This window comes from Caulobacter sp. GW821-FHT11E11, from assembly GCF_058808315.1.
In genome coordinates this window covers 146,824-169,057 of the sequence record NZ_JBXARO010000007.1, presented here as the reverse complement: position 1 = coordinate 169,057, position 22,234 = coordinate 146,824, and the positions used below count along the sequence as shown (strand labels likewise).

Sequence of the window (22,234 nt, the reverse complement as noted above, 5' to 3'; positions counted from 1 at the left end):
TACCCGTAGGGAAGTCTTACGGGCGTTCGAATTTGGCGCAAGCGTCAATAGCGCTTGCTGTAGCGCGTAACGCCGTTCGCGTTTAGGCTTTTCCCGTTTAGCGCGTGGGGACTCACCGATGATCGGCATGCTGACGGCCTTTTTGCTCCTGGGCGGGCAGGCGGCGGCAGTTTCCGCGCCGCCCCAGGACGATCAGTCCAAGATCGATTCCGTCACCATTACCGCCCCCGAACAGAAGACCAAGGCCGCGCCCCGGTGGTCGGAGCGTATCGAGGGGATCGGCTGGCCGTTCCTGGGCGTGGGCGAGGACAAGGGCGTCATCACCTTCGCCAAGACCGGCAAGACGCCGGCGGGGCAGACCTGGCAGCGGGTCTGGGTGCGCCACGAGTTCCGCGCGCCGCAAAGCGAGGCCGGCCTGACCTTCCGCTCCGAACGCATGGCCCAGGACGTCGACTGCCAGACGCGCGCGTTCCGCAGCCTGGCGGTCTATCGCTATCCCGAGAACAATCTGAAGGGGGCCGAGACGGCCTACGCCTTCGAGGAGCGCGGTTGGACCAAGCCCGAGCCGGGCGCGTTCGACGAGAGCGTGGTCGACGCGGCCTGCATGAAACCTCCGACGGGCTAGCGCCGCTGGCGCTGCTGGACCTGTGGGTCGACGGCCAGGTTCCACAGAAAGACCTGCCGGGCCTTGGAGCCCGCCGACAGCGACCGCAGCTCTTTGACCTGGTCCTTGGTCAGGCGGAACCGGCGATAGCCGCGCTCGCCCAGGCACTTGGCCAGCGGTTCTCGAAGCTGGCTGGAGATCTGGCGGAAGGGGCGGCTCATGCGGCCGCTGCCCGGATCCGCCGCCTCGATCATCTGGCTGATGGAGATCGCGTCGGACCCGGCCGCCGTCCCTGGCATGTTGTTCGGAAAGATCAGGTCGACCAGCGCGTACTCGACCGGGGCGTCCTGGCCTACGCGATAGGCGCATTCGACCGCGTCGGTGCGGTACTGCAGGTAAGACACGCCCGTCTTGCCCCAGCTCTCGTCGCCGCGCTGGCGCTGGGCGTGAGCGGTCGAGGCGACCAGCAGGGCGCAGGTCAGAGCGGTGAGAGCGAGATGTCGGCGCATGACGGGATCAACCTTCGGGTGATCCAGTGAGGCTTCAGGCCGCCGATTTCGTCAAGGGCGGCTTGGCTAGGGGCGCCAGGCGCTCGACCGGACGGCCCATGCGGCCACGACGCAGCTGGCGCAGCAGCGGACGGGCCACGGCCACACCCAGGATCAGCGGGGCCAGCACCAGGGCCAGCAGCTTGCGCTGCGGGCTGTCGGCGCGCTTGAGGAAGTAGCGGACCAGGCCCTTGCCCTTGTGCCACTCGACGATCAGCGGGTTTTCCTTGCTGGTCGAACCGACGTGGATGATGCGGGCGTTGGGCTGGAACAGCACGCTGCCGCCCCGCTGACGGGCGCGCCAGCACAGGTCGACGTCCTCGACATGCAGGAAATAGCCCTCGTCGAAACCGCCAAGGACGTGGAAGTCGGACGCCGACATGTAGAAGCAGGCGCCCGAGATCGTAGGGGTGTCCACCGGGTGCGAAGGGGGGGCTTCGCTCTCCCGGTGGATCTCGAAGCGGCGCAGCGGGGGCAGGGTGGCGCTAAGCTTCGAGAGGGTAAGCAGGGTCGTGACGGGCGTGATCTCGCCGCGTCGCGCGCCCCGCTGTTCTGTGCCGTCGGTGTTGAAGACCCGGGCCCCGATCACGCAGGGCGAAGGGCGATCGCGGGCGGCGTCGGCCAAGGCCGCCACTGCGCCGGGGGTCAGGAACGCGTCGGGATTGAGGAAGACCAGGGCCTGGCCCTTGGCCGCGGCCGCGCCTAGATTGGCGGCGCGGGCGAAACCGATATTGCCCAGGCCCTGCAGCAGCCGCACGCGCGGCTCGCGGCGGGCCAGCTCGCGCAGCCAGGCCGCGTCGGCCAGGGACGAGCCGTTGTCGACGATGACGAATTCCTCGACCAGCGGCTCGGCCAGCACGTGGCGCACGCTTTCCATCAGCGCCGGACCGGTCATGTAGACGACCATGATCAGCGACAGGCGCGGCTGCGCCAGGGCTGCGGCGCGGGAGTGGGCGGGATCGATCGAAACGAACATGCGTTTGTTGCGCTCAAAATAGTTGCATAAAAACTGTACGTGCGGAAAACATGATCCGCAAGACCTCATGATGGGTCGACAACGGATTGTTGCGTTTTTACGCAATGTGTAACAACTAGGGGAGCGCCCGCAGTTGGGCGCGGAAGCGGCTTAGCGATGTCCAGAACGGCGATGAACCCCGCCAAGGCGGCGTTGACCAAGACTCTCCGCCGTGAGGCGGGGCGTTGGCTCAAGGCTGCGCGTGAAGCGGTAGGCCTGACACAAGCGGAATTGGCCGAGAAGACCGGTTTGCGCTATTACACCTTCGTGTCTCAGGTGGAGAACGGTCTCGGTCGCGTGCCGATCGAGGCCCAAGCCGTCTGGGCCGAGAGCCTGGGGCTTGAACCTGGGCAATTCGCCCGCACATTGCTGCGATACTACGAACCTGAGCTGTACCGCCTGCTGTTCGACGGCGCGGCCGAAGAGGCCGAGCCTGTCGCGGACAGAGCGGCGCAAGCCTGACGAGCTTTGAATGGGTGAGATCCTAGCCTTCAGCCCCCGGCCTCCGGCCAGTGACTGGTCCGCGAACGAGCGGGGCCTGCTGTTGCTGCTCACCCAGCAACTGGCTTCGACCTATGGCGAGGTCGACGGCGTGTTCGGCCAGACCGATTCTGGCGATCCCTGGTACGTCGTCACCGATGGCAACCAGGACGTGGTCGTCCACATCGCCCGCATCGACGGCCAGTTCGTGGTGCACGATGCGGCGGTCGACATGTTCCACCAGGTTGGCAGCCTGTGGGGCGCCCTGCGCCATGTGCTGGCCTCGAACGTCGATGACCCCACCGGTGTCGTGGTGGCGTTCAACCCGTCCAGCCGCGAAGCCCAGTCCTTCCTGTCGCTGGTCATCGCCGTGGGCCTGTACCTGGAACTGCGCGGCGTCGACCTGGGCGAGGCCGGCCGCCTGAACTTCGAGAACCTGCCGCGCGTCGACGATCCCGAGATCGAGAGTGTGGCGTCCAAGCTGATCGCCGCCCTCAATCTCGAGGCCGATCGTGATCAGAGCCATACCCCGCAGGCCCACGTGGCCGGCGAGGCCGCGGCGGCGACGCCGGTGAAGGCCGTCACGGCCCGGGGCGTCGTGATCGAGACCGCCACGCAGAGCCACGACGGCCTGCCCGCGGTCGACGGCGCCCACGTGGCCCACGTCCAGACCTCGACCTCGGTCGCCACGGCCTCGGCGCCGCGGGCCGAAGCCGAGCCTGAAGGCCAGTACGAGCTGTCGCTGAGCAGCGGCGATGTCCGGGAGATGGCCTTCGCCGGCGCCAAGGCGGCGATGGTCGGCACCAACGGCAATGACTACCTGTACGGCACGTCGGACGGCGACGTGATCGCCGGCGGCGGCGGCAACGACTATATCGACGGCGGCGGCGCGCGCGCGGGCCAGATCGACCGCATCGACGGCGGCGCGGGCGACGACACCATCGTCATGAACGCGCGCGTGGTGGCGTCCGGCAGCGCCGGCGCCGACACCTTCCTGCTCTCGGCCGAGCAGCCGACGAACAAGACCGACGCCCTGCTGGGCGTCGTGCTCGACTTCTCGGCCGCCAAGGGCGACCACCTGTCGGTGCAGGGCAAGGGCGAGATGACCGTTGTCAACACGGCGGCCGTCAATGACGTGCTGGCCGCGCAAGGCGCGACGCTGGGTGAGGCGACCGCCGCGCAGGTGACCGACGTGAGTAAGGTCGTGTCGGGCGTCCGCGTCGGCTTCGATCTGGATGGCGACGGGCGCGAGGACGTCTTCATCCTGCTTGGCGGCGCGACCACCGCGACGTTCAAGGTCGGCACGACGATCGCCAACGACCACTATGACGACGCGTCGGTGGGCCTGGTTGGTCAGGCGACGACGACCGACATCGCCGGCCACCCTGCAGATCCGTCTGCGACGCACTAGGGCGCGCGAGGGGGAGGGGCGTCAGCCCCGCACCAGCTCGCGCATCGCCTTGTCCAGGCCTTCCAGGGTCAGCGGATACATGCGGTCCGACAGGATCTGCTTCATCACGCCGATCGACTGGGTGTAGTCCCAGTGCCGCTCTGGCGTCGGGTTCAGCCAGATACAGCTCTGATAGATGTCGGTGACCCGCTGCATCCAGATCGCGCCGGGCTCCTCGTTCCAGTGCTCGACGCTGCCGCCTGGATAGGTGATCTCGTACGGGCTCATGGTCGCGTCGCCGACGAAGATGATCTTGTAGTCGGCCGGGAACTTGTGGAGCACGTCGAAGGTCGGGATCTTCTCGGTGTGGCGGCGCTTATTGTCCTTCCAGACCGTCTCGTAGAGGCAGTTGTGGAAGTAGTAGAACTCCAGGTTCTTGAACTCGGTCTTGGCGGCGGAAAACAGCTCCTCGCAGAGCTTGATGTGGCCGTCCATCGAGCCGCCGATATCGAAGAAGATCAGCACCTTGATGGCGTTGCGGCGCTCGGCGCGCATCTGGATGTCCAGATAGCCCTTCTCGGCCGTGCCCTTGATCGTGCCGTTCAGGTCGAGCTCGTCGGCCGCGCCGGTGCGGGCGAACTTGCGCAGGCGGCGTAGGGCGACCTTGATGTTGCGGGTGCCCAGCTCGACCGAGTCATCGAGGTTCTTGTACTCGCGCTTGTCCCAGACCTTCACCGCGCGGCCGTGGCGGCTCTTGTCCTGGCCGATGCGCACGCCTTCGGGATTGTAGCCGTTATTGCCGAACGGCGAGGTGCCGCCCGAGCCGATCATCTTGTTGCCGCCCTCGTGGCGCTTGTTCTGCTCGCGCAAACGCTCCTGCAGGGTCTCCATCAGCTTCTCGAAGCCGCCCAGCGCCTCGATCTGCGCCTTCTCCTCGTCGGTGAGGAACTTCTCGGTCAGGGCTTTCAGCCACTCTTCCGGGATGTCGGCGGCGAGGCCTTCGTTGACCGTCTCCAGCCCCTTGAAGACGTGGCTGAACACGCGGTCGAACTTGTCGAGGTTCTTCTCGTCCTTCACCAGGCTGGCGCGCGACAGGAAGTAGAAGTCCTCGATCCGGCGATCGATGACGTCCTTGTCCAGGGCCTCCATCAGCAGGAGGTACTCGCGCAGGCTGACGGGAACCTTGGCCTGGCGGAGCTCGGAGAAGAAGCGAAGGAACATCGGCGCGGCTTTCGAACAGATGTTCGATTGTGGAGGGTTCTCAAACGGGACGCAACCGAGCTGAAGAACTTGCCCCCTCCGCGCTGGCGCGCTCCTCCCCCGGAGGGGGAAGAAGGATCATGTTCCGCCCGTCTTGGGGGGGGCGGACGATCGCGAAGCGATCAGGTGGGGGGAAGTTCAGGCTCTCCTGAGAATGAACTCCAGGTCGTTCGTCTCGCCGACTTTGAAGAAATACTCCCCGAGCTTCTCGAACCCCATGCGCCCATACAGCTTCTGGGCCCCGAAGTTCTCCGACCACACGCCGATCCAGATCCTGCGCGGGCCCAGCCAGTCCAGCGCCGTGTTCAGCAGCAACGACCCACGCCCGCCACCCTGGTGGCTCTTCAGCACATAGATCCGCTTCAGCTCACCATCCGTGGCGCTCGCCTCGTCATGCGGCAGATCACACGGCCCAGCCAAAGCATACCCGATCGCCTCGCCGTCCTCGTCCTCGAGCAGCCAAGTCGCCTTGTCGGGATGAGCCAGGTCGTTCCGCGTCCGCTCCAGCCCGTAGGCATAGGCCAGGAAGGTCTCCAGGTCCTCGGGCGGATAGAGGTGGGCAAAGGTTTCCGTGAAGGTCCGCGCGCCCAGGCTGGACACAGTGTCGGCGTCTTCGATGGTGGCGCGGCGAAGGGTGTCGGTCATGACGACTTGGTAGCCGCCATGACCGGACCTTTGCAACGCGCTCTAGAACCCTTCCAGCGCCACCTTGCCGATGGTGCGGGCGCTCTCGACGATGCGGTGGGCTTCCAGGAGGTCGGCCGCACGGATCTTGCCGACCACCTGGGTCAGGGTGGTGCGCAGCACGCCCTGGTCGACCAGGTCCGCGACTTCGGTCAGCAGCCTGTGCTGCTCGATCATGTCCGGCGTGCCTTGCGGGCGGGCGAACATATATTCCCAGTGGATCGAGGCGGCCTTGGCCTGCAGCGGGCGGATGTTGAGGTCGCCGTCGGCCTCGATGATGCCGATCTTGCCCTGCAGGGCGATGGCGTCCGAGACCTGCAGGAAGTGCTCGGCGCTGTGGGTCAGCACGGCGATATAGGCCGGCGCTTCCAGGCCCAGGCGCTTCAATTCGTCGGCCAGCGGCTGGCCGTGGTCGAACACCTGGTGCGCGCCCAGGCCCTCGACCCACTGGCGGGTCTCGTCGCGCGAGGCGCTGGCCACGACGTTCAGCTTGGTCAGCTTGCGGGCCAGCTGGATCAGGGCCGAGCCGACGCCGCCCGCCCCGCCGATGATCACCAGGGTCTGACCCTCGCCGCCGTCGCGGGCCACGCCCAGGCGGTCGAACAGCAGTTCCCAGGCGGTGATGAAGGTCAGCGGCATGGCGGCGGCCTGGGCAAAGTCCAGGGTCTTGGGCTTCTTGCCGACGATGCGCTCGTCGACCAGGTGCAGCTCGGCGTTCGAGCCCGGGCGATGGATCGCGCCGGCGTAGAACACCTCGTCGCCAGGCGAGAACAGGGTGACGGCCTCGCCGACCGCCTCGACCACGCCGGCGGCGTCGTAGCCCAGGATCCGGACCTCGCCTTCAGCCGGCTGGGCGCGGCTGCGGACCTTGGTGTCGACGGGGTTCACCGAGACGGCCTTCACCCGCACCAGGATGTCGTGGCCGGTCGCCACGGGATCGGGCGCTTCCAGGTCGAGCAGGGCGTTGGGATCGGTGGCGGGCAGCAGCTCGCGGAAGCCGACGATCTTCATGTTGGTCTCCAGAAAGATGGGCGGTTTCGAACCGCAGCAGGGAGATCGCTCCACGATACGATCTTCGCAAGTACGGTCATTTTCTGTATGTAGTACCCAATTGGATACTGTGAGGCCTGCGATGGAAGACCCCAAGGAGTGCGGTGTCGAGGCGGCGCTGGGCCTGATCGACGGCAAGTGGAAGGGCGTCATCCTGTTCCACCTGATGAGCGGTCGCATGCGCTTCAACGCCCTGGGTCGGAAGCTGGGGGCGGTGACCCAGCGCATGCTGACCAAGCAACTGCGCGAGCTGGAGGCCGATGGCCTGATCGTCCGCACGGTCTATGCCGAGGTGCCGCCCAAGGTCGAATACTCGCTGTCGACCAAGGGCAAGAGCCTGGAGCCGGTGATCTGCGCGCTGAAGGCCTGGGGCGACGCCAATGTGCTGGGCCTGACGGCCGAGCCTGAGCGCAAGGCCGGCTGACCGATGACCCTGGCCCTCTACACCCACCTCGACATGCTGGACCACCAGCCCGGCGACGGCCACGTGGAGAGCCCCCAGCGCCTGCGGGCGGTGATCGACGCCCTGAACGATGATCCTAACCTGGAGCTGGAGCCCCAGGACGCGCCGCTGGTCGATGTTGAGGACCTGCTGCGGGTGCATCCCCAAGCCTTCGTCGAGGCCGTTTTTGCCGCCGCGCCCAGCAGCGGCCGGCGGTCGCTGGATCCGGACACGGTGATGTCGACCGGCAGCCTGACGGCGGCGCGGCGGGCGGCCGGAGCCTGCGCGGCGGCGGTGCGGGCCGTGGCGGCGGGCGAGACCGAGCGGGCGTTCTGCGCCGTGCGACCGCCGGGGCACCATGCCGAGCCAGGGACGGCCATGGGCTTCTGCGTCTTCTCCAACGTCGCCGTGGCGGCCCGCGCGGCTCAGGCGGCGGGGCTGAAGCGGGTGGCGATCGTCGACTTCGACGTCCATCACGGCAACGGCACGCAGGCGGTGTTCGAGAACGACCCAACGGTGTTCTTCGCCTCGATCCACCAGTCGCCGCTGTATCCCGGCACCGGTGATCCGTCGGAGCGGGGCGTGGGCAACATCGCCAACGCCATCGTCGCTCCGCATGCGCCGCGCGAGACCTGGCGGTCGCGATTCGAGGGCCTGATGGACAAGGTCGACGCCTTCGCGCCCGAACTGGTCATCGTCTCGGCCGGTTTCGACGCCCACGTCCGCGATCCGCTGTCGGCGCAGAGCCTGGAAGAGGACGACTTCGCCTGGGCGACCCGCGCGATCGTCTCGGTGGCCAAGGCCCGCGCCAAGGGCCGGGTTGTGTCCTCGCTCGAGGGCGGTTACGACCTCCAGGCGCTGGGGCGTTCCGCCGCCGCGCATGTGCGCGCTCTTCAGGAGGGGTGAGAGGACGGAACGGCCATCGGCCGACCGACTTCTCTACAACATGGCCGACGTCACCACCGCCGACCAAGCATCCCCGCCCGTGCGACCGGGCGTCATCACCCTGGCCCGCCACGGCGAACCCGCCCTGTCGCGCAAGGTGAAGCTCAACGCGCCTGAATACGGCGAGTGGTGGGCGCGCTACGAGGTGGGCGGCCTGAAGGAAGGCCAGACCCCGCCGGACCAGCTGATCGTCATCGCCCTCGAGGTCGACACCATCATCGCCTCGACCCGCCGCCGCGCCATCGAGACCGCCGAGGCGGTGACCAGGGGCCGGGCCTTCGCCACCGATCCGATGTTCATCGAGGCCCCGCTGCCGCCGCCGCCCTGGCCGCTGTGGCTGAAGATGTCGCCCAAGCGCCTGGGTTTCTTCGCCCGTTTCTGGTGGTGGTTCTTCAACAACCACGGCGGCCAGGAGACTCGCGCGCAGGCCGAGGTCCGGGCCGGCAAGGCCGCCGACCTGCTGGTCGAGTTGTCGGACCAGGGCCAGAACGTGCTGGTGGTCGCCCACGGCTTCTTCAACTGGATGATCGCCGATGCGCTCAAGCAGCGCGGCCTGACGAAACTGGTCGACGAGGGGCACGCCTATTGGAGCATCAAGCGCTTCCGCCGCGCCTGATCTGTCCCTGATCTCGCAAACCCTCTTCCCTTAACCACGCCCAGGCTCTAGGCCGTTGCTCGCGTCGGCCTGGGACACTAGGCTCACGCCTGTTCACCTGAGAGTTGAAATGACCGACGCCGCCAGCCCCCCCGCAGACATCTCCGCCCTGAGCTTCGAGGAAGCCCTGGCGCAGCTGGAGCGGATCGTGGCCGAGCTGGAGTCGGGCCAGGCGCCGCTGGAGCGCTCCATCGACATCTACGAGCGCGGCGCGGCCCTGAAGGCCCACTGCGAGAAGAAGCTGGAGGCCGCGCGCCTTAAGGTCGAGAAGATCGTTCTCGGCCAAGGCGGGGCCGTCGCCGCCGAAGCGGCCGAGTTCAACTGATGACCGATCTGGCCCCGTCCGATCTGGCGCGGCGCATCGTCCAGGCCGCCGACATCGTCACGGTGGCGCTGGATGAATTGCTGCCGCGCGCCGATGGGCCGGAGACCCGCCTGACCGAGGCCATGCGTTACGCGGCCCTGGGCCCGGGCAAGCGCCTGCGCCCGTTCTTCGCGCTCGAGACCGGCAAGATGTTCGACCTGCCCGAGCGGCCGGTGCTGCGCGCGGCCTGCGCGCTGGAGTGCATCCACGCCTACAGCCTGGTCCACGACGACCTGCCGGCCATGGACGACGACGACGTCCGCCGCGGCCGTCCGACCGTGCACAAGCAATATGACGAGGCCACCGCCATCCTCGCGGGCGACGCCCTGCAGACGGCCGCCTTCGAGATCATGGCCCACCCCGACACCCACGATGACGGCCATGTCCGTTCGGAGCTGGTGCGGAAGCTCGCCATCGCCTCGGGCGCCAAGGGTATGGCTGGCGGTCAGATGATCGACATCCTGGGCGTCCGCGACGACCTGGGCGCGGTGGCGCGCATGCAGCGCCTGAAGACCGGCGCCCTGATCGCCTTCGCCTTCGAGATCCCGCTGATCATCGCCCGGGCCAAGGACGCCGAGCGCGCCGCGCTGATGGCCTTCGCCCAGGACCTGGGGCTGGCCTACCAGATCGTCGACGACATCCTGGACGCCGAGGGCGACCCCGAGACCATGGGCAAGGCCACCGGCGGCAAGGACGCCGCCATGGGCAAGGCCAACTACGTCACCCTGCTGGGGCTGGACGCGGCGAAAGAGCGCGTGGCGCTTCTGGCCGACCAGACCCGTTCCCATCTCGAAATCTTTGGCGAACGAGCCGAACATCTGCGCGAAAGCGTTGATTTCGTGCTGGACCGCCGCAACTGACCGCGCTTTTGTCAAACATGTCTTCCAAAACGCCACTGCTCGACACCATCGCCTCGCCCGCCGACACGCGGGGCCTGTCGGTACCGGAACTCAAGCAGCTTGCCGCCGAGGTCCGGGCCGAGATGATCGACGCGGTGTCGGTGACGGGCGGGCATCTGGGCGCGGGCCTGGGCGTGGTCGAGATGACCGTTGCGCTGCACCACGTGTTCGAGACGCCCAAGGACATCGTCATCTGGGACGTCGGCCACCAGGCCTATCCGCACAAGATCCTCACCGGCCGCCGCGACCGCATCAAGACGCTGCGCCAGGGCGGCGGCCTGTCGGGCTTCACCAAGCGGGCCGAGAGCGAGTACGACCCGTTCGGCGCGGCCCACGCGGCCACCTCGATCTCGGCGGCGCTGGGCTTCTGCGCCGCGCGCGACGCCAAGGGCGAGGACAACAGCGTCATCGCCGTGATCGGCGACGGCTCGCTGGGCGCGGGCATGGCCTATGAGGCGATGAACGCGGCGACCGACACCACCAAGCGCCTGATCGTCATCCTCAACGACAACGACATGTCGATCGCCCCGCCGGTGGGCGGCATGAGCGCCTATCTGGCCAACCTGGTCTCGGGCGGCGCCTACCGCTCGGTGCGCAAGCTGGGCAAGACGGTCGTCGAAAAGCTGCCGACCCCGATGCGTGAAGCGGCCCGCAAGGCGGAAGAATATGCCCGGGGCATGGTCACCGGCGGCACCTTCTTCGAAGAGCTGGGCTTCCACTATGTCGGCCCGATCGACGGCCACGACATGGACGCCCTGGTCAGCGTGCTCAAGAACGCCAAGGCCTTCGGCGACAAGCCGGTGCTGGTCCACTGCGTCACCCAGAAGGGCAAGGGCTACGCCCCGGCCGAGGGCGCCGACGACAAGCTGCACGCCGTGGCCAAGTTCGACGTCGTCACCGGCCAGCAGCAGAAGGCGGCCGCCGGCCCGCCCAGCTACACCAAGGTCTTCGCCCAGGAACTGGTTCGCCAGGCCGAGAAGGACGACAAGATCGTCGCCATCACCGCCGCCATGCCCTCGGGCACGGGACTGGACATCTTCGGCAAGGCCTTCCCGGACCGCACCTTCGACGTCGGCATTGCCGAGCAGCATGCGGTGACCTTCGCCGCGGGCCTGGCCGCCGACGGCATGAAGCCGTTCACGGCGATCTATTCGACCTTCCTGCAGCGCGGCTACGACCAGGTGGTGCACGATGTCGCCATCCAGGGCCTGCCGGTGCGCTTCGCCATGGACCGCGCCGGCCTGGTCGGCGCCGACGGCCCCACCCACGCCGGCAGCTTCGACATCGGCTTCATGGGCGCTCTGCCCGGCATGGTGCTGATGGCCGCCGCCGACGAGGTCGAGCTGGCCCGCATGGTCGCCACCGCCGCCGCCATCGACGACCGCCCCAGCGCCTTCCGTTATCCGCGCGGCGAGGGCCTGGGCCTGGAGATGCCGACCGACATCCAGCCGCTGGAGATCGGCAAGGGCCGCATCGTCCGCGAAGGGACCAGCGTCGCCATCGTTTCGTTCGGCACCCGCCTGTCGGAAAGTCTCAAGGCCGCCGACCTGCTGGCCGCGCGCGGCCTCTCGGCTACTGTCTGCGACGCCCGCTTCGCCAAGCCGCTGGATCTCGACCTGCTGCTGCGCCTGGCGCGCGAGCACGAGGCGATCATCACGGTCGAAGAAGGCTCGATGGGCGGCTTCGGGGCCTTCGTGCTGCAGGCCCTGGCCGAGCATGGCGCGTTCGATCGCGGCCTGAAGATCCGCACCCTGTGCCTGCCCGACGTCTTCCAGGACCAGGACAAGCCCGACGCCATGTACGCCCAGGCCGGCCTAGACGCCGACGGCATCCTGCGCGGCGCCCTATCCGCCCTGGGCATGGACAATGTCAGCGCGGCCGGGACTGGCCGCCGGGCTTGAAGCCTAAACCCCGCAGGCCTTGAAGAAGGCCTTCACGTGACCCTGGTCGGCAGATCCTGCCGTCAGGCTGTGGCGCGCGCCTTGGGCCATTAGGTCCAGGTCGCCCGACTTGCGGAAGTTGGCCAGGGCTGGGGCGCTGGTGCGGCCGCGGCCTTCCAGCAGCTTGCCGCCAGAAACCTCGTCTTCCAGCGCGTCGGCGGGGAAACGGCTCTCTGTCCGGCCCGAGGTCAGGACGATCTCCGAGCCCGATAGGCCCAGCGCCGAGACATCGACCTGATCCTGGCCGGGGCGGCAGCTGATCATCAGCAGGACGTCGTCACTGTTGGGACGGCCATAGGCCAGGCGCGGGGCTTCCTGCGCGGCTTCGAGATAGGCCCAGCGATAGCCGCCTTCCGCGACCTTCTCGTGCGCGCAGCCAGCCAGGCCGGCGGTCATGAGCGCGAGGGCGGCAAGAGCGATGCGGGACGCCATGGGATGGTCCTCCTCGCTCGATCAACGCAGCGGGGGCCCGAATGGCTCCTGAAACGAAACCGGGCGCGGAAGCCTTGCGGCCGCCGCGCCCGTCAGGTTCGACGTTCCGTCTCGCTTAGAAGGGCGAGAACTTCTCGACCAGCGACTGGCCGGCCGGGGTCTTCTGTACGCGGCTGATGTCGCCGCGGCCGCCGTAGCTGATGCGGGCTTCGGCGATCTGCGTGTGCTTGATGGTGTTGGCCGAGGAGATGTCTTCCGGACGCACGATACCGGCCACGGTCAGCTGGCGCAGCTCGGCGTTGGTGCGGACTTCCTGGGTGCCCTGGATGACCATGTTGCCGTTCGGCAGGACCTGGCTGACCACGGCGGCGATCGTCAGGCTGATCTTTTCCGAGCGCTGGACGCTGCCGGCGCCGGCATTGGTGGTGGCCGAGTTGGTGTTCAGGGCGTTGGCCGGATCGAAGCCGCCCGGCAGCACCTTGCCCAGGCTCGATTCCAGGCCCAGCAGGTTCGGGATGCCGGCCTTCATGTTCGAGGTGCGCGAGCTGGCGGTCTGGTTCTTGGTGCTGGCGCTGTCGTCGATGTCGATCATCACGGTCAGGATGTCGCCGACGCGGCTGGCGCGCTGATCGTTGAAGAAGGCGCGGGCGCCGACGCGCCACAGCGAGTTGGCCGAGGCAGCCTGCGGGGCCGGCTCACGCGAGGAGACGTATTGCTGCTCCATCGGAGCCAGGGCGGCCGGATAGCCGACCGGGGCCAGGTTCGGGCCCTTCACGGCTTCGGTGACGGTGGAGCAGGCGGCCAGCGGAGCGAGCAGGACGGCGGCGGCGATGAGAACGGGGCGACGCATGGGGTGGGCTACCTCTTAGCGAGCGGCGAAACGGACGGGTTGCGAACGGGCTTGCAAGCTCCGGGCCTGCGGGCCCACGGCGGCGCTTCCGGGACCGGTCGCGACCGCCTGAATGATCTTCTTGGAGAGGATGTTCTGGACCGCGAAGACGTCGCCGGCCGCGGCGGCGGCCATGGCCTTCCCTTGAAGCGTAAGGGAAATTCCGCCTTCGTCGTAGGTGATGGTGATCAGGTCGCCGCTCTTGATGACCTGGGCTGCGGCAACATCGCGCAGGGACACCGCGCTGCCTTCACGCAGGGGGCGCTTGGCCGCCAGACCGATGACGGCGTCCGAGTCGCGGGGGGCGTCGGCAGGGGCGCCGGCCATCTTCACGTAGATCAGGTCTTGGGGCTGGACGATTTCGCCGGCCGCCATGCTGCGGGCATAGGCAAGAACTTCCACATTGCCGCGCGAAGCGCTGGCGCCAACGACGCCATTGCCCGAGACGCCGCCGTTGTCGAGGCCTTCGCGGACGATGATGCGGCGGATCCCGTTGCCGTTGGTCCAGTCATAGCCGGCGCGACGGGCCGAGACCTGCACCTGGCCGGCATCGAGCACGGCGGTGGGGCCCATGCGGGCGGCGACCACCAGGTTGGCGGCCGGGCCGCTGACACCGTCGAACAGGTCGCCCAGCGTGATGCGGCCGTCGGAGTCGGTGGTGTCGTTGCGCAGAGTCACAGGCGTTCCGGCGAAGGCCGGGGCGGCGATCGCGGTGATGACCAGGGTGGCGGCGGCGGCGAGGAGCAGGGTCTTCATGATCTTAACCGCGCAGCTGCGAGGTGGCTTGGAGCATCTGGTCGGCCGTGGTGATCACCTTCGAGTTCATCTCGTAGGCGCGCTGGGCCGTGATCAGCTGAGTGATTTCCGTCACCGCGTCGACGTTCGACGCTTCGGTGTAGTGCTGCATCAGGGTGCCGAAGCCCGGCTCGCCGGGGGCGGCGAGGGTGGCCGCGCCCGAGGCGGCGGTTTCCAGCAGCAGGTTGTCGCCGATCTGTTCCAGGCCGCCTTCGTTCATGAAGGTCGCCAGCTGGATCTGGCCGATCGTCTGCGGGTCGGTCTGGCCGTCCAGCTTCACCTGCACCAGGCCGGTCTTGCCGATGATGATGTCGGTGGCGTTCTGCGGGACGGTGATGCCCGGCTGGACGGTGTAGCCGTCCTCGGTGACGATCTGGCCCTGGTCGTTGGTCGAGAAGTTACCGGCGCGGGTGTAGGCCGTCTCGCCCGAGGGCATGAGGATCGGCAGATAGCCCTTGCCCTGGATGGCGACGTCCAGCGGGTTGTCGGTCAGGGTCGGAGTGCCTTGCTCGGTGATGCGATAGACCGAGCCGGCCTTGACGCCGCCGCCGACCTGCACGCCCGTCGGGACGACGTTGCCGTTGCTGGACGACTGCGAACCCGCGCGTTCGACCTGCTGGTACAGCAGGTCCTGGAACTCGGCCCGTTGGCGCTTGAAGCCGACGGTGTTCATGTTCGCGATGTTGTGCGAGATGACTTCGACGTTCAGCTGTTGAGCCGACATGCCCGAAGCGGCGGTGCGGAGAGCTTGCATCGCTAGCGTTCCTTAGTTGAGCTTGCCCAGACGCTCGACGGCGCTGCGCGAGAGTTCGGCGGTGTTGTCCATCATCTTGGCCACGCCCTCGTAGGCGCGTTGGATCTCGATCAGCTTGGTGATCTCGATGACCGGTTGGACGTTCGAGGATTCCAGCATGCCCTGATGGACGCGGGCGTCCGGGGCGGCTGCCAGGGTGGTGTTGGTGGTGTTGCGGTAGAGGTTGTCGCCGTCCTTGGCCAACGAGGCCAGGTCGTCGGGGCGGACCACGCCGATGCGGCCGGCGCGAACCGCGCCCTGGCTGACCGTGCCGTCCTTGCCGATCGAGACCGGGCCCAGCGTCGGGTCGATGGTGATCGCGCCGCCACCTTCGTCCAGGACCTGGTTGCCTTGTTCGGTGACCAGCTGGCCTTCCGGATTGGTCGTGAAGCGGCCGTCACGGGTGTAGCGATCGCCCGAGGCGGTCTGAATGTGGAAGAAGCCATTGCCCTCGATGGCCAGGTCGAAGTCGCCGCCCGTCTTGGTCATGGCGCCTTGCGTGAAGTCGCGAGCCACCCGGTCGTCCAGGACGAACTTCACCGGGGCCGCGCCATCCAGGGTCTTGGCCGGCTTGGCCTGTTCCGTGCGGACCATCAGGTCCTCGGTCTTGAAGCCGGTCGTGTTGGCGTTGGCGATGTTGTTGGCCACGATGTCGAGCTGGCGGCGCAGCGTCATCTGACGCGAGAGGCCGACGTAGAGCGCGTTGTCCATGGCGAGTTAACTCGGGGCGACTGGCGCGACAAATGCGCCGCATCCCTAGAAGCAACCTTCGTGCCAGCCCTGAAACGCGTTATAAATCAACAAATAGGAAGGTTAACGCAGGGGTGTGTGGAGGAGTCTGCCGGGCAGATTCAGCCTGCGACAGAATGGCTTCCAAAACACATCGTTAACCATGTCCCCCGCATGTGTACGGGTATAGATTCCAAGGAACCGCACGCGTGGCCAAGAAACCCGAAAAGGAAGCTCCCGCCCCCGAAGGCGAAGAGGGCGCCGAGGGCGAAGCTCCTGCAAAAAAGAAGCCGCCGATCCTGATCATCGCGATCGCGGCGGGCGTCCTGGTGCTGGGCGGCGGCGGAGCCGCGGCCTTCTTCCTGATGAAGCCCAAGCCCGCGGCGGAAGCCGGCGAGCACGGCAAGGAAGAGAAGAAGGAAAAGAAGAAAGAGAAGAAGAAGGAAGGCGGCGAGGGCGGCGAAGGCGGCAAGGAAGGCGCTGCCGCCGGCGGTCCGGCTCCCGTGATCAAGGAAGGCCCCGACGGCGTGGTCTTCTACACGCTGCCCGACATCGTCGTGAACATGCAGACGGCCGACGGCAAGTCGACCTTCCTGAAGCTGAAGCTGACCTTCGAGCTGCCCGACGAGGACACCGCCGAGGCGCTGACGCCGAATCTGCCCAGGCTGCAGGACATGTTCCAGACCTTCCTGCGCGAACTGCGCCCCGAGGACCTGAATGGTTCGCAGGGCACCTTCCAACTACGCGTCGAGCTGCTGCGCCGGGTGAACCTGGTCGCCGCGCCGGCCAAGGTGAACGCGGTCCTCATCGAGGAGATGCTGATCAATTAGCCTTCGGGCTGGTTGGGCAAATGAACATGGCGGACGAAATCGACGATCAGGCGGCGATGGCCCAATGGGCCTCGCAAAATCCCCCCGGCGCCTTTGATGGCGGCGGCGATGCTGGCGGCGGCAACGAGTTCGGCGACTTCTCCGGCGGCATGGGCGGCTGGGACGACGGCGGCGGCGAGGCCGGTTCGGAGCGCATCCTGAACCAGGACGAGATCGACAGCCTGCTGGGCTTCGACCTCTCCGGCGACGGCGGCGAAGACCGCACGGGCATCCGCGCCATCATCAACTCGGCGCTGGTCTCGTACGAGCGCCTGCCGATGCTGGAAATTGTCTTCGACCGCCTGGTGCGGTTGATGACGACGTCCTTGCGCAACTTCACCTCCGACAACGTCGAGGTCAGCCTCGACAACATCAGCTCGATCCGCTTCGGCGACTATCTGAACTCGATCCCGCTGCCGGCCATCCTGGCGGTGTTCCGGGCCGAGGAACTGGACAACTACGGCTTGCTGACGGTCGACTCCAACCTGATCTACTCGATCGTCGACGTGCTGCTGGGCGGCCGTCGCGGCACCGCGGCCATGCGTATCGAAGGCCGTCCCTACACCACGATCGAACGCGTGCTGGTGCAGCGGATGATCGAAGTGGTGCTGCACGACCTGAAGGCCGCCTTCGAGCCTCTGCATCCGGTCGGCTTCTCGCTGGACCGCCTGGAAACCAACCCGCGCTTCGCGGCCATCGCCCGTCCGGCCAACGCCGCGATCCTGGTCAAGCTGCGCATCGACATGGAAGACCGCGGCGGCCGCATCGAGCTGCTGCTGCCCTACGCCACGCTGGAACCCATCCGGAAGATGCTGCTGCAGCAGTTCATGGGTGAGAAGTTCGGTCGCGACAACATCTGGGAAGGCCACTTGGCCACCGAGCTGTGGACCACCCAGACCGAGGTTCGCGCCGTGCTGGACGAACAGCAGGTGCCGCTGTCGCGCGTGCTGAACATGCAGGTCGGCGACACGCTGATGCTGAACGCCACGCCCGACAGCCTGGTCGAGCTGCGGGCCGGGACCATCCGGCTGACGCGCGGCCGCATGGGGCGTCGCAACCACTCGATCGCCATCCGGGCCGAGGCGCCGCTGACGCCCGCCGCCAAGAAGGCCGTGCAGAAGCTGAAATGAGCCTGATCGCCCTCGCCATGAACGGGTTCCTCGCGGTGCTGTTGATCGCGGCGCTGGTCTTCGGCTGGCGTCTCGAGCGCCGCCTGAAGGCCCTGCGCGACAGCCACGAGGGCTTCGCCAAGGCGGTGACGGAACTGGACCAGGCCGCGGCCCGCGCCGAGCAGGGCCTTGCCGACCTGCGCGCGGCCACCGACGAGGCGGCCGAGACCCTGGCGCTGCGCATCGAGCGCGCCCAGGCCCTGGCGGCCCAGCTGGAAGAGCGGACCAGCCGTCCGCTGCCGGCCCCGACCGCCGCCCGTCCGGAGCGCGTCGAGCGTCCGGCGCCGACGCGCCGTGAGCCTGACCCCGCCGCTCAGCCGGAACGCCGGCTGAAGGCCGAAGATTTCGAGCGTCTGCTGGATCGCGAAGATCGCCTTCCGCCGGCCGCTCGCCCCAATCTGGGAGGCCCCAGCGCCGCCCGCGAAACCCCGCGTTCACGGACGCGGATCGATGATGACCTCTTCGACGGACCGACCGATGGCTCGCGTCCCGGAAGCAACCCCAGAGCGCCCCGCTGATGAAGAACGTTCCTCGCATCCTCCCCCTGGTCGGCGTCGCTGTCGGCGGCGTGCTGGCGATCAACGCCATGGCCGGCGCCAAGTCGCTGCCCGACCTGCTGGGCGGGGCCAAGGCTTTCGCTGAAGGCGTCGCCAAGCCGGAAGGCAAGAAGGACGGCGAACAGGCGGCTTCGGCCGAGGGCGCTGGCCAGCCGGCCGCCGCCAACGCCCCGCCGCCGCGCGTCTGCGCCCCATCGGCCGACGCCCTGGCCAAGGAAGCCGGCCTGTCGCCCGCCGAACTGCGCGTGCTGCAGAGCCTGGGCGCCCGTCGCGGCCAGCTGGACCAGCGCGAGCAGGACATCGACGTCCAGCTGCAGCTGCTGGCCGCCGCCGAGGCCAAGCTGGACGCCAAGATGAAGTCCCTGACTGGCCTGAAGGGCGATATCCAGGGGCTGCTGGGCCAGGTCGACAACCAGAAGCAGGCCGAGGTCGATCGCTTGGTCACCGTCTATCAGGGCATGAAGCCCAAGGACGCCGCCGCTCGCATCACCCTGCTTTCAGACGAAGTTCGTTTGCCGATCGCCGCCAAGATGAAGGAACGCGCCCTGTCGCAGATCCTGGCGAACATGGCGCCGGGCGAAGCCAAGATCCTGACCGAGCGCCTGGCCTCGCGCATGGCCAATCCGGCCGTGGAAAAGGGCAAGGCCGCGATCGCCGACAACGCCGCCGCCGCCGCTCCGGGCGCGGCCGCGCCGACGCAGCAGGCCGATGCCGGTCTGGCCGGCGCCGCGGCGCCCAAGGCCAAGTCGGCTCCCAAGAAAGCAGGCTAAGCGAGGCCCATGACCCTTCGTCAGCTCCTGCGCTCCAGCGTCACCGCCGCGGTCATCGCGGGGACGCTGGCGCCGTCCGGCTACGCCGCGCCGCCGCCCGTCGCGGCGCGCGGCTCGCTGGACGTGCGCGTCGCGCAAGCTGCCGACTTCTCGCGGGTCGAGTTCCACTGGGCCGGCGGCGCGCGGATGGTCTCGCACCGCGAGGGCCAGACCCTGGTGCTGCGCTTCAACCGCGACGCCAATCCCGATCTCTCCAGCCTGAAGATCGCCCCGCCGCGCTGGGTGAAGGCCTCCGAGGCCCGCCACGTCAACGGCGTGCTCGAGATCGTGCTGACCCTGACCGACGACGCCGACGCGCGTCTGGGCAACGCCGACGGCGTCGACTTCGTCAACATCTTCGCCCGTCCGGGCGCGCCGCCGGCGAGCCAGCAGACGGCCACGGCCGCCGCGCCGATCGGCCGTCCGAACCCCATGCCCGCCGGCGGCGTGGTCAAGGTCGAGTTCGAGCGCCAGGACCAGCAGGTCACCCTGGCCTTCAACTGGGCTGCGCCCGCGGGCGCAGCCGTCTTCCGGCGCGGCGAGGCCGTCTGGATCGTGTTCGACACGCCCGCGCGCCTCGACACCTCCAAGCTGCCCTCGTCCAGCATCGGCTATTCCAAGTTCCAGGTCTTCAAGGGCGCGGACTACAGCGCGCTGCGCATCGTCACCCAGGCCGGCAAGCCCTATGTGGCCGAAGGGCAGGGCGGTCTGTGGAAGATCAGCCTGGGCCCCGGCTCGCAAGAAAGCCCCGACGTCATCAAGGTGGCGCGCGACGAGAGCGTGCACCCGGCGACACTGTCGGCCACCGTCTCGGGTGTGACCAAGGCGGTCTGGGTCGACGACCCGGCCGTCGGCGACAAGATGATCGTGGCCCCGGCCCTGGCCCCGTCCAAGGGCCTGCCGTCGCGCCGCGAATATGTCGAGATGGCGCTGCTGCAGTCGGTGCAGGGCCTGGCCATTGAGACCTACGCCACCGACCTCCTGGTCCAGGCCGACGGCGACCTGCTGCGCATCGGCCGGCCCAAGGGCCTGATCCTGTCGCCGATCTCGGCCAACACGCCGCCGGAAGAGGCCGCCGCCGGCGCGCCGCAGCCGATGTCGATGCCGGCCCTGATCGACCTGGAAAACTGGCCCAAGACCGGCTCGGGCGGGTTCCTGACCCGCTACAACGCCCTGCAAGGCGCCATTCCCGCCGCGCCGGAAGGCGACGGCAAGGACAGCGACACCGGCGCCCGCATGGCCCTGGCCCGCTTCCTGGTCGGCTCGCAGATGTCGTTCGAGGCCATCGGCGTACTGAACGCCGCGGGCCGCAAGCATCAGACCCTGCTGGGCGACGCCGAGTTCCGCGGCCTGCGCGGCGTGGCCAAGGTGATGGCTGGTCGCCTGACCGAGGCCGACGCCGACTTCTCCTCGCCCGTCCTCAGCGACGACCCGTCCAGCGCCATGTGGCGCGGCTACATCTCGGCCAAGCAGGGCCAGTGGGCCGATGCGCGCAGCAAGTTCTCGGGCGGTGGTCGGGCGCTCGACCTGTTCCCGCCGGTCTGGCGCGCGCGGTTCCTGCACGCCCAGGCTCAGGCGGCGCTGGGCGTCGGCGACCTGACCGGCGCCATGCAGCTGATCACCAAGGCCCTGGCCCAGCCCAAGGTCCCGATCGCCGACCAGCTGGAAATCCGCCTGACCCAGGCCCGCATCTTCGAAGCCAAGGGCGAGAAGGTCCGCGCGCAGCGCATGTTCCAGGCCATCGCCAAGTCGCCGATCGATCGCCTGGCCACGCCCGCCATCCTGCACGCGACCCAGCTGGGCTACGCCAAGGGCCAGATCACCGCCGCCAAGACCGCCGAGACCCTGAACCAGCTGCGCTATCGCTGGCGCGGCGACGGTGTCGAGCTGGAAGTCATCCGGGCGTTGGGCAAGCTCTATATCGACCAGGGCCGCTATCGCGAGGCGCTGGAAGTGCTGCGCTCGGCCGGCCGCCAGCTGCCGGACCGCCCGGAAGCCGTGGCGCTGCAGAACGACCTGTCCAACACCTTCCGCCAGCTCTTCCTGCAAGGCCTGGCCGACGGCATGCAGCCGATCCAGGCCGTGGGCCTGTTCTACGACTTCCAGGACCTGACCCCGATCGGCGCCGACGGCGACCAGATGGTTCGCAACCTGGTGCGCCGCCTGGTCGATGTCGACCTGCTGGACGACGCCGGCAAGCTGCTCAAGTACCAGGTCGACAACCGCCTGAACGGCGTGCCCAAGGCCCAGGTCGCCACCGACCTGGCCTGGATCTACCTGATGAACAAGAAGCCGGAAGACGCGCTGGACACCATCAACGCGACCCGGTCCACGATCCTGCCGCCAGCCCTGAACGCCGAGCGTCGCCTGGCCACGGCTCGCGCCCTGATGAGCCTGGGCCGCTACGACGACGCCGTGGAGCTGATCGAGAAGGACGCCAGCCGCGACGGCCAGGAGATCCGCGCCGAGATCGCCTGGAAGCAGCACACCTGGCCGCTGGCCGGCGCGATGTACGAACGGTCGCTGGGCGAGCGCTTCAAGACCCCGGGCGCTCTCGCTCCCGGCGACGAGGCCCGCCTGCTGCGCGCGGCCGTGGCCTACAGCCTTGCCGACGACGACAAGTCGCTGGCCCGCCTGCGCCAGCGCTGGTCGGGTTTCGTCGACAGCGCCAATAACCCGGACGGCCTGCGGGTGGCCCTGCAGGGCATGAATGTCGAATCGCTCTCGGCGTCCGACTTCAGCCGCGTCACCGCCGACAACGAGGCCTTCAATGGCTGGATCGGCCGGATGAAGGACCGTTTCCGCACCGGAAAGCCCGCCGGCGCTCGCTGAAGCGAGCTGTTGGGGCAGGGCGTTTCCCGTCAGCGCCAATTTCGCTGAACTTCGAGGCATGACCGGCCTCGGAGCGTGCCTGCG

The 22,234-nt window shown here is 68.1% G+C and carries 23 protein-coding genes and 1 pseudogene; 14 read left to right on the top strand and 10 right to left on the bottom strand.

Translation table 11 applies throughout. From position 1 onward, the window contains the following. Positions 1-118: 118 nt before the first annotated feature. Positions 119-625, top strand: coding sequence for a surface-adhesin E family protein (locus tag AC1RR5_RS18450; protein WP_492923706.1), 507 nt, complete (start codon positions 119-121; stop codon positions 623-625). Here the strand turns inward: AC1RR5_RS18450 and AC1RR5_RS18445 are convergent. Both AC1RR5_RS18445 and AC1RR5_RS18440 read right to left on the bottom strand, forming a co-directional pair. Continuing rightward, a complete protein-coding gene (locus AC1RR5_RS18445; protein ID WP_492923704.1) occupies positions 622-1,113 on the bottom strand; it encodes a hypothetical protein in 492 nt (163 codons plus the stop codon). The two genes, AC1RR5_RS18450 and AC1RR5_RS18445, sit on opposite strands and share 4 nt — an antisense overlap. A gap of 34 nt (positions 1,114-1,147) precedes the next feature. Continuing rightward, positions 1,148-2,128 (bottom strand): glycosyltransferase family 2 protein, encoded by a 981-nt coding sequence (locus tag AC1RR5_RS18440; RefSeq protein WP_492923702.1) that lies wholly within the window; start codon positions 2,126-2,128, stop codon positions 1,148-1,150. 156 nt (positions 2,129-2,284) lie between these two features. Here AC1RR5_RS18440 and AC1RR5_RS18435 point away from each other — a divergent pair, with 156 nt between their 5' ends. After that, positions 2,285-2,629 (top strand): helix-turn-helix domain-containing protein, encoded by a 345-nt coding sequence (locus AC1RR5_RS18435; protein WP_291870269.1) that lies wholly within the window; start codon positions 2,285-2,287, stop codon positions 2,627-2,629. 10 nt (positions 2,630-2,639) lie between these two features. Next, positions 2,640-4,058 carry a calcium-binding protein gene (locus tag AC1RR5_RS18430; RefSeq protein WP_492923700.1) on the top strand — a complete coding sequence of 473 codons (1,419 nt, stop codon included), beginning with the start codon at positions 2,640-2,642 and terminating at the stop codon, positions 4,056-4,058. Between the two features lie 21 nt (positions 4,059-4,079). On the opposite strand, the gene AC1RR5_RS18425 is transcribed toward AC1RR5_RS18430, so the two are convergent. The 3 genes from AC1RR5_RS18425 to AC1RR5_RS18415 form a co-directional block, all read right to left on the bottom strand. Continuing rightward, positions 4,080-5,258 carry a vWA domain-containing protein gene (locus AC1RR5_RS18425; protein ID WP_492923698.1) on the bottom strand — a complete coding sequence of 393 codons (1,179 nt, stop codon included), beginning with the start codon at positions 5,256-5,258 and terminating at the stop codon, positions 4,080-4,082. Positions 5,259-5,435: 177 nt separating this feature from the next. Beyond that, positions 5,436-5,942, bottom strand: a complete 507-nt coding sequence (locus AC1RR5_RS18420; protein ID WP_492923696.1) for a GNAT family N-acetyltransferase — start codon at positions 5,940-5,942, stop codon at positions 5,436-5,438. 42 nt (positions 5,943-5,984) lie between these two features. Next, positions 5,985-6,992, bottom strand: a complete 1,008-nt coding sequence (locus AC1RR5_RS18415; RefSeq protein ID WP_492923694.1) for a zinc-binding alcohol dehydrogenase family protein — start codon at positions 6,990-6,992, stop codon at positions 5,985-5,987. 121 nt (positions 6,993-7,113) lie between these two features. Here AC1RR5_RS18415 and AC1RR5_RS18410 point away from each other — a divergent pair, with 121 nt between their 5' ends. The 6 genes and pseudogenes from AC1RR5_RS18410 to dxs all read left to right on the top strand — a co-directional run bounded on the left by AC1RR5_RS18410 (position 7,114) and on the right by dxs (position 12,237). After that, positions 7,114-7,455, top strand: a complete 342-nt coding sequence (locus AC1RR5_RS18410) for a winged helix-turn-helix transcriptional regulator (RefSeq protein ID WP_492923692.1) — start codon at positions 7,114-7,116, stop codon at positions 7,453-7,455. Positions 7,456-7,458: 3 nt separating this feature from the next. Next, positions 7,459-8,379 (top strand): histone deacetylase family protein, encoded by a 921-nt coding sequence (locus tag AC1RR5_RS18405; RefSeq protein ID WP_492923690.1) that lies wholly within the window; start codon positions 7,459-7,461, stop codon positions 8,377-8,379. Further along, positions 8,376-9,034: pseudogene (locus AC1RR5_RS18400) on the top strand (histidine phosphatase family protein). Before AC1RR5_RS18405 ends, AC1RR5_RS18400 begins: the two are co-directional and overlap by 4 nt. Before the next feature lie 109 nt (positions 9,035-9,143). Beyond that, on the top strand, positions 9,144-9,398 hold the full coding sequence (locus AC1RR5_RS18395; protein WP_492923688.1) for an exodeoxyribonuclease VII small subunit: 255 nt from the start codon (positions 9,144-9,146) through the stop codon (positions 9,396-9,398). Beyond that, positions 9,398-10,297, top strand: a complete 900-nt coding sequence (locus AC1RR5_RS18390; RefSeq protein ID WP_492923686.1) for a polyprenyl synthetase family protein — start codon at positions 9,398-9,400, stop codon at positions 10,295-10,297. Before AC1RR5_RS18395 ends, AC1RR5_RS18390 begins: the two co-directional genes overlap by 1 nt. 17 nt (positions 10,298-10,314) lie before the next feature. Next, positions 10,315-12,237 (top strand): 1-deoxy-D-xylulose-5-phosphate synthase, encoded by a 1,923-nt coding sequence (gene dxs / locus AC1RR5_RS18385; protein ID WP_492923684.1) that lies wholly within the window; start codon positions 10,315-10,317, stop codon positions 12,235-12,237. A gap of 3 nt (positions 12,238-12,240) precedes the next feature. Here the strand turns inward: dxs and AC1RR5_RS18380 are convergent, their stop codons facing one another. The 5 genes from AC1RR5_RS18380 to flgF all read right to left on the bottom strand — a co-directional run bounded on the left by AC1RR5_RS18380 (position 12,241) and on the right by flgF (position 15,896). Then, the gene (locus AC1RR5_RS18380) at positions 12,241-12,708 is read right to left on the bottom strand and encodes a hypothetical protein (RefSeq protein ID WP_492923682.1); all 468 of its coding nucleotides are present in this window, start codon (positions 12,706-12,708) and stop codon (positions 12,241-12,243) included. A 115-nt stretch (positions 12,709-12,823) separates the two neighbouring features. After that, a complete protein-coding gene (flgH, locus tag AC1RR5_RS18375) occupies positions 12,824-13,558 on the bottom strand; it encodes a flagellar basal body L-ring protein FlgH (protein WP_492923680.1) in 735 nt (244 codons plus the stop codon). A 15-nt stretch (positions 13,559-13,573) separates the two neighbouring features. Then, the gene (gene flgA / locus AC1RR5_RS18370; protein ID WP_492923678.1) at positions 13,574-14,353 is read right to left on the bottom strand and encodes a flagellar basal body P-ring formation chaperone FlgA; all 780 of its coding nucleotides are present in this window, start codon (positions 14,351-14,353) and stop codon (positions 13,574-13,576) included. Between the two features lie 4 nt (positions 14,354-14,357). Next, entirely contained in the window at positions 14,358-15,146 is a 789-nt protein-coding gene (flgG, locus tag AC1RR5_RS18365; RefSeq protein ID WP_492923676.1) for a flagellar basal-body rod protein FlgG, read from the bottom strand. A gap of 12 nt (positions 15,147-15,158) precedes the next feature. Next, the gene (gene flgF / locus AC1RR5_RS18360) at positions 15,159-15,896 is read right to left on the bottom strand and encodes a flagellar basal-body rod protein FlgF (RefSeq protein ID WP_492923674.1); all 738 of its coding nucleotides are present in this window, start codon (positions 15,894-15,896) and stop codon (positions 15,159-15,161) included. A gap of 227 nt (positions 15,897-16,123) precedes the next feature. Between flgF and fliL the strand changes: the two genes are divergently transcribed. The 5 genes from fliL to AC1RR5_RS18335 are packed head-to-tail and all read left to right on the top strand — an operon-like array spanning position 16,124 to position 22,150. Then, entirely contained in the window at positions 16,124-16,744 is a 621-nt protein-coding gene (gene fliL / locus AC1RR5_RS18355) for a flagellar basal body-associated protein FliL (protein ID WP_492923672.1), read from the top strand. Positions 16,745-16,770: 26 nt separating this feature from the next. Further along, on the top strand, positions 16,771-17,913 hold the full coding sequence (fliM, locus tag AC1RR5_RS18350) for a flagellar motor switch protein FliM (RefSeq protein ID WP_492923670.1): 1,143 nt from the start codon (positions 16,771-16,773) through the stop codon (positions 17,911-17,913). Continuing rightward, on the top strand, positions 17,910-18,470 hold the full coding sequence (locus tag AC1RR5_RS18345) for a DUF6468 domain-containing protein (RefSeq protein ID WP_492923668.1): 561 nt from the start codon (positions 17,910-17,912) through the stop codon (positions 18,468-18,470). Before fliM ends, AC1RR5_RS18345 begins: the two co-directional genes overlap by 4 nt. Further along, entirely contained in the window at positions 18,470-19,279 is an 810-nt protein-coding gene (locus tag AC1RR5_RS18340; RefSeq protein ID WP_492923666.1) for a MotE family protein, read from the top strand. The genes AC1RR5_RS18345 and AC1RR5_RS18340 overlap by 1 nt, the downstream gene beginning before the upstream one ends. 9 nt (positions 19,280-19,288) lie before the next feature. Beyond that, complete coding sequence (locus AC1RR5_RS18335) at positions 19,289-22,150, top strand: tetratricopeptide repeat protein (protein ID WP_492923664.1); 2,862 nt, start codon at positions 19,289-19,291, stop codon at positions 22,148-22,150. Positions 22,151-22,234 lie beyond the last annotated feature (84 nt).